At 60.3% G+C, this 11,864-nt stretch carries 7 protein-coding genes; 4 read left to right on the top strand and 3 right to left on the bottom strand.

Going from position 1 to position 11,864, the window contains the following annotated elements:
* Positions 1–38 precede the first annotated feature (38 nt).
* Complete coding sequence (locus tag V7714_RS05475) at positions 39–986, bottom strand: LysR family transcriptional regulator (protein ID WP_335708807.1); 948 nt, start codon at positions 984–986, stop codon at positions 39–41.
* 87 nt (positions 987–1,073) lie between these two features.
* Between V7714_RS05475 and V7714_RS05470 the strand changes: the two genes are divergently transcribed.
* Positions 1,074–1,967 (top strand): DMT family transporter, encoded by an 894-nt coding sequence (locus V7714_RS05470; RefSeq protein ID WP_335708806.1) that lies wholly within the window; start codon positions 1,074–1,076, stop codon positions 1,965–1,967.
* Positions 1,968–2,171: 204 nt separating this feature from the next.
* Positions 2,172–3,716, top strand: a complete 1,545-nt coding sequence (locus tag V7714_RS05465) for a M20/M25/M40 family metallo-hydrolase (protein WP_335708805.1) — start codon at positions 2,172–2,174, stop codon at positions 3,714–3,716.
* A 150-nt stretch (positions 3,717–3,866) separates the two neighbouring features.
* Here the strand turns inward: V7714_RS05465 and acnB are convergent, their stop codons facing one another.
* Complete coding sequence (gene acnB / locus V7714_RS05460; RefSeq protein WP_335708804.1) at positions 3,867–6,455, bottom strand: bifunctional aconitate hydratase 2/2-methylisocitrate dehydratase; 2,589 nt, start codon at positions 6,453–6,455, stop codon at positions 3,867–3,869.
* 200 nt (positions 6,456–6,655) lie between these two features.
* Here acnB and V7714_RS05455 point away from each other — a divergent pair, with 200 nt between their 5' ends.
* Both V7714_RS05455 and acnA read left to right on the top strand, forming a co-directional pair.
* Complete coding sequence (locus V7714_RS05455) at positions 6,656–7,546, top strand: transcriptional regulator GcvA (RefSeq protein ID WP_335708803.1); 891 nt, start codon at positions 6,656–6,658, stop codon at positions 7,544–7,546.
* 141 nt (positions 7,547–7,687) lie between these two features.
* The gene (gene acnA / locus V7714_RS05450; protein ID WP_335708802.1) at positions 7,688–10,387 is read left to right on the top strand and encodes an aconitate hydratase AcnA; all 2,700 of its coding nucleotides are present in this window, start codon (positions 7,688–7,690) and stop codon (positions 10,385–10,387) included.
* Positions 10,388–10,576: 189 nt separating this feature from the next.
* On the opposite strand, the gene V7714_RS05445 is transcribed toward acnA, so the two are convergent.
* On the bottom strand, positions 10,577–11,779 hold the full coding sequence (locus tag V7714_RS05445; RefSeq protein ID WP_335708801.1) for a glycosyltransferase: 1,203 nt from the start codon (positions 11,777–11,779) through the stop codon (positions 10,577–10,579).
* Positions 11,780–11,864: the final 85 nt, after the last annotated feature.

Below are 11,864 nucleotides of genomic sequence, written 5' to 3'. Positions count from 1 at the left end.
TTCATCGGCGCAAGCCGACGCTGCCGAAAACACCTCGCTCAAGCGGGGTGTTTTTTTACCTGCTGCCTTTGCAGATCACCGCCCAATTGCGCCACCAGAAAATCAATCATCACCCTTAGCTTGGGTGGTACAAAGCGGTTGGACGGGTACAGCACCCAGGCCGTCCCGGCATACGCCGTCAGGTGCTCCCAGTCTGGCAGAACCACCTGCAGCCGGCCTTGTGCCAGGGCGGCGGTGGCCGCAAATGCGGGCAGGCTGGCAATACCCAAACCCGCCAATGCCCCTTCCAGCCGCATCTCACTGTGATTGGCCACATAGCGGCCACGCACCGCCACAGTACACAGCTCGCTACCCTGCCGGAATCGCCAGTGCCGGTCGCGCTCATCCTCCCCCAGGTACAAGCAACTATGCTCAGCCAGCTCCCTGGGGTGCGCAGGCGTACCATGCGCCACCAGGTAGTCGGGGCTGGCGCACAGCATATGGCTGATCGTCATCAATGGCCTGCCGGCCAGCCCGGGTGGCGGGTTATCCGTCATGCGTATGGCAAGTTCTACTGATTCGGCAAACAGATCCACGGTCCGATCCGTCACCACCAGCTGCACATCAACCTCCGGATAGCGGCGCAGGAATTCGGCCATCAACGGATGCACCACCTGCCGCCCCACCGCCTTGGGCACACTGATCCGTATCAATCCCCTGGGGGCTGCAGCGTAGGCATCCTTCAAAGCCAAAACCCCATCAGCCGCAGCCAGCATGTCCTGGCTACAGGCCAAGGCTGCCTCGCCCGCCTCGGTCAGACGCAGCTGCCGGGTGGTCCGTTCCAGTAGCCGTAGTTGCAGGCGCGCTTCCAGCCTGGCTATCAAACGGCTGACCGCCGAGGGCGTCAGCCCCAGCTGTCTGGCCGCAGCCGAAAAACTACCTGCTTCCACCACCCTGGCGAACACCGCCATCTCAGGCAGGCTTTCAAACTCCTCATTTGTTCTCATTGCGCACAAATCCTGTTCCAATGCGGCAGATTATCATCTCACACGGGTAAATTGATAATCCGGCATCGCTCACTCCAGGCTGACGCCATGTCCTCACTTACCCTTCCCCACCCCGCCGGATTGCTGCGTCTGTCCGATCTCCTTCTGCTTCTGGTCGCCATGGTCTGGGGTACCAGCTATGGCATAGCCAAAGGCGCCCTCAACTACTATCCCGTATTGGGCTTCCTGGCCATACGCTTCCTGCTGACCTTTGCCCTGCTGGCTCCCACGCTGCTGAACATCAGCGCACCAGCACGGCGCGATGCGCTGCTGGCTGGCTTGCCACTGGGCGGCCTGATGCTGGGTATCTTTATCTGCGAGACCTTCGGCGTCGCCATGACCCAGGCCGCCAATGCCGCCTTCCTGATCAGCCTGTGCATCGTCATGACACCCTTCGTGGAGTGGTGGTTGCTGCACCGCCGGCCAGCGACACCGGCCTTTGTCTTCGCCGGTGTCTCCCTGCTGGGCGCCCTGCTGCTGGGCGGAGGCCTGGAGGCTCGCTTCGGCCTGGGCGATCTATTGATGCTGGGCGCAGCCTTGCTGCGCGCCATCACGGTCTGCCTCACCAGCAAGCTCACCCAGGGCCGCCAGGTCGCCCCGCTGGCACTGACCGCAGTGCAGGCGGGCATCATAGGCTGTGGCAGCCTGCTCCTGGCTTGGCTGAGCCCACAAGGCCTACCGGCCATGCCTGTGGATTCTGGCTTCTGGCTGGCAACGGCTTACCTGGTGCTGGGCTGCACCATCTTTGCCTTTTTCGCCCAGAACTGGGCCTTGCGCCACAGCTCCCCCACACGGGTAAGCCTCCTCACTGGCAGCGAGCCCGTCTTCGGCGCCCTGTTCGCCGTCTTCTGGCTGGGCGAGACACTCAGCCCCATCGCCAGGCTAGGCGGCGCCCTTATCGTCCTGTCAGCATTATGGGCCGCACGCCACAAGGCAATATGACATAATCATTCAATCAGCAATAATTGCCATGCAAACGCACTACTCAAGGCCGGAAACCGTGTCCCACCCACCACACACCGGCCTTGCTTAACCAAGCACTAAGGCTGGCTTAAGTGCGGTTATTCATTTGTCATGATAGTCTCCTCGCCCACGCAAACCCCTTTGCGCCCCGACAGTGGACCCAAAATACAGATGGAGAACCTCGTGCGTCACACCTTGCTCGCATCCCTGCTGACCTTAGCCTTTCTCAACACAGCCCAAGCCGCCCCCGCCAAGAAGATCTGGATCACCGTAGGCGACGACGCCTACGCCCAGTTGCAACGCGTGGCCCCGCAAAGCATCGCCAAGCAATCACGCACCATCTCTGCCGGCCGTGGCGATCAAGGCCTGTTTGCCGAGCAGGTACACGTTGTCGAAGTTGAAGAATCCAGCCTGCACTCGCTGTCCGAAGCCGTGCATGAGGAGCTGCACCGCTGCGGCGGTTTCATCGCCCACAATAGCTACGCCGACGCACTGCGCGCCTTGCAGCCGGTACAAGCTGCCGCCATCACCCGTCCCAGCTATGCCATCGACAATCAAGCCCAGGTCCAGCCCCTGCTGCCCATGCTGCAGGAAAGCCATATCGCCAGCACCATTGTCACCCTGTCGGCCTTCACCAACCGCCACTTCAAGAGCCGTCATGGCGTCGCGGCATCCGACTGGCTGCTCAAGCACTGGCAGGGCCTGGCAAAAGGCCGTAACGACATCGTCGCCGAGCAGATCACCCATGCGGACTACCCGCAGAAGTCTGTCATGATCACCATCAAGGGCCAGACCAAGCCGGCAGAAGTCATCGTCATCGGCGGCCACCTCGATTCGATCCACAAGGGCACCATGGGCGAGGACACCCGCGCCCCCGGCGCTGATGATGATGCATCGGGCATCGCCAGCATGACCGAAGCCCTGCGCGTGCTGATCGCCCAGGGCTACAAACCCGACCGCACCATCAAGTTCATCGGCTATGCCGCCGAAGAAGGCGGCCTGCGCGGCTCCAAGGATATCGCCCAGCGCTTCAAATCCCAGAACACCAATGTGGTAGGTGTCATGCAGCTGGACATGACCAACTACAAGGGCTCGGATAGCGACATCTACCTCTACACCGACTACACCGACGCAGCGCAAAACACCTTCCTGGCCGACCTGATCAAGACCTACCTGCCCAACTTGAAGGTAGGCCAGGACAAATGTGGCTATGGCTGCTCGGATCACGCCTCCTGGACAGCACAAGGCTATCCCGCATCGATGCCATTTGAGGCCAGCTTCAGCGGCATGAACAAGCGCATCCATACCGCCGAAGACACTTTCGAGAATATGGGCAACCAGGCACAACACGCGCTCAAGTTCGCCCAACTCGCCACCGCCTACGCTGTAGAGCTTGGTAGCGATGCCAGCGGCCCCGGCAACGGCGGCGGCCAGACCGAGACCCAGACCGGCTCGCTGAAGCAAGGCCAAAACCTGGCCTACGGCCCTTATCGCCTTACCGCAGGTGCCAGGCTGACCGCCCAGCTCACCGGCCAGGGTGATGCGGATATCTACCTGCGTGCTGGTAGCGCCCCGACCAAGATGGAATGGGACTGCCGCCCTTACCGTGGTGACAGCGAGGAAAGCTGCAGCAGCCCAGCCGGCTACAGTGGCGACGTCTACCTGATGGTCGATGGCTACCGTGATGCCAGCTACACGCTGACAATCAAGCAGGCATCAGGAAAGTAAGTAGGCAAGGAGGATAGGCGCAAGCCCATCCTCAGTAGCAAGGGGGTGGAGTTGATCAATCATTAGCGGCTTCACCCCATCTTGCCTAGCCCACGAAAACAAACAGCCCATCGTTTCCGATGGGCTGTTTGTTTATAGCGCTCGCAGTGATTACTTGACTGCAACCGTGTCGGCCACGTCCTGATAATCCTTGATCTCGTTGAAATTCATGTACTTGTAGATTTCACCGGACTTGGCACTCAGTACGCCCATATCGGCCATGTACTCATCCTTGGTCGGAATACGACCCAGCTTGGAGCAGATGGCAGCCAGCTCGGCCGAACCCAGGTAGACATTGGAGTTCTTGCCCAGACGGTTGGGGAAGTTACGGGTGGAAGTAGACATCACGGTAGCGCCTTCCTTCACCTGAGCCTGGTTACCCATGCACAAGGAGCAGCCTGGCATTTCCATGCGCGCGCCGGCAGTGCCGAAGGTGCCGTAGTGGCCTTCCTTGGTCAGCTCCTCGGCATCCATCTTGGTGGGGGGAGCCACCCACAGCTTGACGGGGATATCGCGCTTGCCTTCCAGCAGCTTGGAGGCAGCGCGGAAGTGGCCGATATTGGTCATGCACGAACCGATGAAAACTTCGTCAATAGTAGCGCCAGCTACCTCGGTCAGCGTCTTCACATCATCCGGGTCGTTCGGGCAGGCCACGATAGGTTCGTGAATATCGGCTAGATCGATTTCGATCACGGCAGCGTATTCGGCATCGGCATCGGCCTTGAGCAGCTCAGGCTTGGCAATCCAGGCCTCCATGGCCTTGATGCGACGCTCCAGGGTACGGGCATCGGCATAGCCATTCGCGATCATATTCTTCATGAGCGTGATGTTCGACGTCATGTATTCAATGATCGGCGCCTTGTCCAGATGCACGGTACAGCCAGCGGCAGAGCGCTCTGCCGAGGCGTCGGATAATTCGAATGCTTGCTCGACCTTCAGATCAGGCAAACCTTCGATTTCCAGGATACGGCCGGAGAACACGTTCTTCTTGCCCGCCTTGGCTACCGTCAGCAGACCAGCCTTGATGGCATACAGCGGAATGGCATTGACCAGATCGCGCAGGGTGACGCCGGGCTGCATCTTGCCCTTGAAACGCACCAGCACCGACTCGGGCATGTCCAGCGGCATCACGCCAGTAGCCGCCGCAAAGGCGACCAGGCCGGAACCTGCAGGGAAGGAGATGCCGATGGGGAAGCGGGTGTGCGAGTCGCCACCGGTACCTACGGTATCAGGCAGCAGCAGACGGTTCAGCCAGGAGTGGATCACGCCATCACCGGGGCGCAGGGCAACGCCACCACGGGTGCTGATAAAGGCTGGCAGCTCCTTGTGCATCTTTACATCCACGGGCTTGGGGTAAGCCGCGGTGTGGCAGAACGACTGCATCACCATATCGGCGCTGAAGCCCAGGCAAGCCAGGTCTTTCAGCTCGTCGCGGGTCATCGGGCCGGTGGTGTCCTGCGAACCCACCGTGGTCATCTTGGGCTCGCAGTAAGTACCTGGACGCACGCCCTGGCCTTCCGGCAAACCACAAGCGCGACCCACCATCTTCTGGGCCAGCGAATAACCCTTGCCACTGTCCACCGGCGCTTTGGGCAGGCGGAACTCGGTACTGACCGGCAGGCCCAGCGCTTCACGTGCCTTGGCGGTCAGGCCGCGACCGATGATCAGGTTGATACGGCCACCGGCACGCACTTCATCCAGGATCACATCGCTCTTGAGCTTGAACTCGGCCACGGTGGCGCCGTTCTTCTCAATCTTGCCAGCGTAGGGGTAGATGTCGATTACATCGCCCATTTCCAAGGTGGATACATCTACTTCAATAGGCAGGGAGCCGGAGTCTTCCTGGGTATTGAAGAAGATGGGGGCGATCTTGCCGCCCAGGGTCACGCCACCAAAGCGCTTGTTCGGCACAAAGGGAATGTCCTGGCCAGTCGCCCAGACCACCGAGTTGGTGGCGGACTTACGGCTGGAGCCGGTACCCACCACATCGCCCACATAGGCAACCAGATGGCCTTTTTTCTTCAGGTCTTCAATAAACTGCATGGGGCCGCGCTTGCCGTCTTCTTCCGGGGTGATGCCGGGACGGGCGTTCTTGAGCATGGCCAGGTAGTGCAGCGGAATATCCGGGCGCGACCAGGCATCCGGGGCGGGCGACAGATCGTCGGTATTGGTCTCACCCGTCACCTTGAACACCGTCACGGTGATCTTTTCGGCCACTTCCGGGCGGCTCTTGAACCACTCGGCATCAGCCCAGCTCTGCAGCACAGCCTTGGCGTTGGCATTGCCGCTATCGGCCAGTGCCTTCACATCATGGAAGTAGTCAAACACCAGCAGGGTCTTCTTCAGGCCATCCGCCGCAATACCACCCACTTCGGCATCAGCCAGCAGATCGACCATGGGCTTCACGTTATAGCCGCCCAGCATGGTACCCAGCAGCTTGGTGGCCAGCGCGCGGTCAACCAGCGGCGACTTCACGCTGCCTTCAGCCACGGCAGCCAGGAAGGAGGCCTTGACCTTGGCCGCGTCATCCACACCAGGTGGAACGCGGTGGGTGATCAGGTCTACCAGGGTGGTTTCCTCGCCGGCCGGCGGGTTCTTCAGCAGCTCGACCAGGTCGGCCACCTGTTGGGCGGTGAGCGGGAGCGGCGGAATGCCCAGGGAGGCGCGTTCGGCGACGTGCTGGCGGTAGGCTTCTAGCATGATGGGGAACCTTTGCTTGCGGTTGCGATTTTTGGGAAGCGGCGCGGCTGCTTGCAGCCACAAATCCGGCTTATACCACCTGGCTGCCGGGATCATTCCCATGTCGGCGAGGCGGTTTTGCGAATGGGCGAAGATTACGCCCAACCGGCACAAGGCACAAACGAGTATTTGCTACACACGCTGTGAGCTAAAATCACAGCATGAAGCCCAATCTCCCCCCACTCAACGCCCTCCGCTCCTTTGAGTCTGCAGCCAGACTGGAAAGCTTTTCGGCCGCTGCCAACGAACTGTTTGTTACCCATGGCGCTGTGAGCAAACAGATAAAGCAACTGGAGGAATGGCTGGGTGTGAAGCTGTTTGAACGCGTGGGCGGCCGCGTCAAGCTGTCTGAAGTCGGCTGGCGCTATCTGGTGCAGGTGCAGGACGGGCTCGATATCATCGCCAATGCCACGGCGCAGCTGATGCAGCCCAATCGGCAGCGGCGGCTGGTGATCAATTCCACCCCCACCATGGCCATGCATTGGCTGCTGCCGCAACTGACCGACTTCCAGCGCCAGTATCCTGACGTAGAGCTACGCTTGATGACCAGCGACCGCGACATCAGCCGTCTGGATGTGCCGTTTGACCTTGCCATACGGCGCGGGCCAGGCGATTGGCCCGGCTACATCAGCAAGCCCTTTCTGGATGAATGGGAAATCCCCCTGTGCAGCCCTGCTTTGCTGGAGCGCCACCCGATACGCGGACCCGCAGACCTGATGCACCACACGCTGCTGCATGCCGATACCCGTCCCACAGCCTGGCAGCGTTGGCTGACGCTAGCCGGCGTCCCTGATCTGAAACCGGCAGCCAGCCAGCAGTTCGACCACTTCTACCTGGCCCTGCAAGCCGCCATGGATGGCCTGGGCGTCACCCTGGGCCCTTTACCTATGATGCAGGCTGAAATCGAGGCCGGCACCCTGATTGCCCCCTTGCGTGGCCCTATCGTACCGGTGCGGGGTTATTGCTGGATCGCCCCGCGCGCCATGATGAACGACCCCGCCATCACGGCTTTCTGCCAATGGCTGGAGGGACGCGCAGCGAACTTGGACTGATATAGCCGCCTCTATAGCTCACACCCACATCGCAATGGCTTGCATCCTGCCGGGCATGGTCGAAGATAAGGAGATTCACGAACCACCAGACTGCCGCCCAGTCCTAATCGAAACACCCGCATTCCGTTCGGAGGAAGCACCATGCCCCACAATCTGCATAATACCCTCAAGTCATTGACACTCTCCTCAGGCACCCAGCTGCAGTATTACAGTCTGCCTGCACTGGAGGCTGCAGGTGTGGGGCCGATCAGCCGACTACCGGTATCCATCAGGCTAGTGCTCGAATCGGTACTGCGTAACTGCGATGGCAAGAAAGTGGCCGAGGAACATGTTCGGCAGCTAGCCAACTGGGGAGCGTCGACACCCAGGGTGGATGAGATTCCTTTTGTGGTGGCGCGCGTTGTGCTACAGGACTTTACTGGCGTCCCGCTACTGGCCGATCTGGCCGCCATGCGCAATGTCGCAGCCAAGTTGGGCAAGAACCCCAAGACCATAGAGCCGTTGGTGCCGGTAGACTTGGTGGTTGATCACTCCGTGATGATAGATCACTACGGCTCCGCCGATGCCCTGCGCCTGAACATGGAGCTTGAGTTTCAGCGCAATAGCGAGCGCTACCAGTTCATGAAATGGGGCATGCAGGCGTTTGACACGTTCAAGGTGGTGCCGCCAGGCATCGGTATCGTTCACCAGGTCAACCTGGAATACCTGTTCCGCGGTGTGCAGATACGCGACGGCATAGCCTTCCCAGACACGCTTGTGGGTACCGATAGCCATACCACCATGATCAACGGCGTAGGTGTGGTTGGCTGGGGCGTGGGGGGAATAGAAGCCGAGGCCGGCATGCTGGGGCAGCCGGTGTACTTTCTTACGCCCGATGTGGTGGGCGTAGAACTCAAAAGCCAGTTGCGTGACGGCATTACCGCGACCGACCTGGTACTGACGGTAACCGAGGTACTGCGACGCGAGAAGGTCGTCGGCAAATTCGTGGAATTCTTTGGTGAGGGCGCCGCCACGCTCAGCGTGGTGGATAGGGCCACCATAGGCAATATGGCGCCCGAGTATGGCGCCACCATGGGTTTCTTCCCCGTGGATGAAAAAACCGTGGCCTACCTCAAAGGCACAGGTCGTAGCGATGCAGAGGTTGAGACATTTGAGGCTTACTTCAGGGCACAAGGGCTGTTCGGCATGCCACGTGCTGGCGATATCCAGTACAGCAAGACGCTATCACTGGATCTCGGCACCATCGTCCCCAGCTTGGCTGGCCCCAAACGCCCGCAGGATCGCATTGCCTTACCTGACATGGCGACCACCTTCAACGACCTGTTCAGCAAGCCCCTGGCCGACAGTGGCTTCAACAAACCCGCCGCCAGCCTGGCCGGCCGGGTAGCGAGCAAAAAGGACGGCATAGACCTGGGGCATGGTGACGTCCTGATCGCAGCCATCACCAGTTGCACCAATACGTCCAATCCTGGCGTACTGCTGGCCGCCGGCCTGCTGGCCAAAAAAGCGGTAGAGAAAGGCCTCAAGGTCCACCCCAGGGTCAAGACCAGTTTCGGGCCAGGCTCGCGCGTGGTGACTGAATACCTGAACGAAACCGGCCTGCAGCCCTATCTGGACCAACTGGGTTTCAATGTGGCCGCCTATGGCTGTACGACTTGCATAGGCAATGCGGGCGATCTGGCTGCCGAGTTCAACGAAGCCATCCTCGACCACGATCTGATCGCCGCCGCCGTACTATCGGGCAACCGCAATTTCGAGGCACGCATACACCCTAATATCAAGGCCAACTTCCTGGCCAGCCCCCCTTTGGTGGTGGCCTTTGCACTGGCTGGCCGCGTCAATATTGATATGGAGACGGAAGCCCTGGGTCTGTCCCAGGATGGCCAGCCCGTATTCCTTCGGGATATCTGGCCTGGCAGTGATGAAATCGCGGCGCTCATGCACCATGCCATGAACCCGGAAACCTTCCGCCGGCTCTATGGCGATTTCACCCGCGATCATGACCTGTGGAATGCGATTCCGGCACCGACAGGGCAAGTCTATACCTGGCCGGACTCCACCTATATCGCCCGCCCACCGTTCTTCGACGAATTCAGCATGAGCCCGGGACAGATAGGCAATATCGTTGCGGCACGCGCCTTGCTGCTGCTTGGCGATTCGGTCACCACCGACCACATCTCTCCTGCGGGTTCGTTCAAGGAGACCACACCAGCAGGCCGTTACCTGCTGGAGCACGGCGTGCAAAAGCCCGACTTCAACAGCTACGGCAGCCGGCGCGGCAACCACGACATCATGATAAGAGGCACCTTTGCCAATGTGCGGGTAAAGAACCTGATGCTGCCGCCAAAGGATGATGGCAGCCGGGTAGAGGGCGGTTATACCCTGCTGGATGGTGTGCAGGCTACCGTGTTTGATGCGGCGATGGAGTACATACGCCGCGGCACCCCTACCGTGGTCTTTGCAGGCGAAGAATATGGTACCGGCTCAAGCCGGGACTGGGCCGCCAAAGGCACGCAACTCCTGGGCATCAAGGCGGTGGTTGCGCGTAGCTTCGAGCGCATCCATCGCTCCAACCTGGTAGGGATGGGCGTACTGCCGCTACAATTCAAAGGCAGTGATAGCGCTGAATCGCTCAATATCAGGGGCGACGAAACCTTTGATATTGTGGGTGTGAACGAAGCCCTCAAACCACAGCAGGACTTGAGCCTGCGCGTCACCCGCCATGACGGCAGCCGCTTTGAAGTCAGCGTCCTATGCCGCATCGATACCCCGATAGAGGTGGATTACTACAAGCATGGTGGCATCTTGCCCTTTGTGCTGCGTGAACTGATGGCCCGGTAAACATCGCCACAACGCGAAAGGGCAAATCGGATGGGGATTACATCTGCGAGACGCCGTGCGGTAAGGCGATAGGCGGGATCGGACTGCACTGGCGCCAGGGGAAACCCTGGCGCTATCCACGGAGAGAGGTCAAGCAGCGCTTTTCATTTGCTTGAGTGCATCACACGCGCTGATTATCGATCTGCGTCATTAGCGACCTGTGGCCGTTTGCGGTTGCACCGCCCCGTCGGGCAGCGCATTCGCTTGTGGCAACACGGTCTGTCGATAGAACGCCAGCAACCTCTCTGCCGTCGCTGGGGCGCTCCAGCCTTGCGCATAGTCACGTGCGGCCATGCCCATTTGCTGTCGTTCCTGCGGATCTTGCAACAGTGCCACCAGCTTGCCGGCAAAGTCATCGGCATTGTCGCTGGCACAGACACACCCTATGCCCGGCCCCAGGATATCCCTCGCCCCCATCGCCGGGATGCCGAGTACCGGCACGCCCATGGCCATGGCCTCTAGCAGTACCAGGCCTTGGGTTTCTGTGGTCGAACCAAAGACAAACACATCGGCCGCCCGATAGCAGTCTGGCAATGCTTTGGCCCGGTCCAGATAGCCCAGAAAACGTACATGCTCCCCCAGCCCCAGTTGGGTAGCGCGAGCCTGCAGGTGGGCTAGTGCCGGCCCTTCCCCGGCGATCAGCAGCAGCAATCGCGGGCGCTGTAACCGGGCAATGGCTGCCACCTCCAGCAGCAGGTCGATATTCTTCTCGTGCGCCACCCTGCCGACAAACAAGGCCAGCTCACGGTCAGGTGCGATGCCATGTTGCTGCCGGAAGCCTGCGCCATCCCCCTCGGCAAACTGGCGCAAGGGTATGCCAGTAGGTATCACGGCTATCGGCACCGTCACACCATAGCGCCGCAAGCCGTCGTGCATGGCACTGGAGGGGGCAATCACACCAGCCAGGGCATTGCACTGGCTGCGCGAAAACCGCCTGGCCAAGGCGCGTGTCAACCCGGCAGGCAGCAAGCGGGCGTAGTGGTGCAGGTATTCTTCAAAAAAGGTGTGGTAAGTCGCCACTACCGGCACGCCAAGCTGGCGTGCCAGCGCCATACCGGCGTAATGGGCAATGAAGGGCGTCTGGATATGGACCAGATCGTATTGCGCTGCCTGCAACTGAGGCAGCAGGCGCCGTATCAAGCCCCGCCGCATCATCCTGTCTTCCGGATCAAACGCCAGATAATGTGATGGCACCCGCCATACCCCCGGCTCGTCCAGTTCATTGGGGTAGGCCGGCGCGATCAGATCTACCTGCACATCCAGCGCGGCCAATGCTTCACGAAAGGTCTGTATCGAGGTGGAGACCCCGTTGACCCGAGGAAAATACACATCGGACACCATCAAGACGCGCATGCCAAGCCTCTGGTTTCAGCAAGATAGACACACACCAGACTAGGCCTGGTTTATCTCAGCCAGATGACAATACGGTGCCAAAGCT

The organism is Chitinimonas sp. JJ19, from assembly GCF_036961565.1.
Classification (GTDB): Bacteria; Pseudomonadota; Gammaproteobacteria; order Burkholderiales; family Chitinimonadaceae; genus Chitinimonas.
The sequence above is the reverse complement of the archived record's forward strand: the minus strand, read 5'-3'. Positions and strand labels throughout refer to the sequence as shown.

Bases quoted from the DNA above. Each gene is read 5' to 3' on its own strand.
- V7714_RS05475 (WP_335708807.1), bottom strand. From the start codon at position 986: ATGAGAACAAATGAGGAGTTTGAAAGCCTGCCTGAGATGGCGGTGTTC.
- V7714_RS05470 (WP_335708806.1), top strand. From the start codon at position 1,074: ATGTCCTCACTTACCCTTCCCCACCCCGCCGGATTGCTGCGTCTGTCC.
- acnB (WP_335708804.1), bottom strand. From the start codon at position 6,455: ATGCTAGAAGCCTACCGCCAGCACGTCGCCGAACGCGCCTCCCTGGGC.
- V7714_RS05455 (WP_335708803.1), top strand. From the start codon at position 6,656: ATGAAGCCCAATCTCCCCCCACTCAACGCCCTCCGCTCCTTTGAGTCT.
- acnA (WP_335708802.1), top strand. From the start codon at position 7,688: ATGCCCCACAATCTGCATAATACCCTCAAGTCATTGACACTCTCCTCA.
- V7714_RS05445 (WP_335708801.1), bottom strand. From the start codon at position 11,779: ATGCGCGTCTTGATGGTGTCCGATGTGTATTTTCCTCGGGTCAACGGG.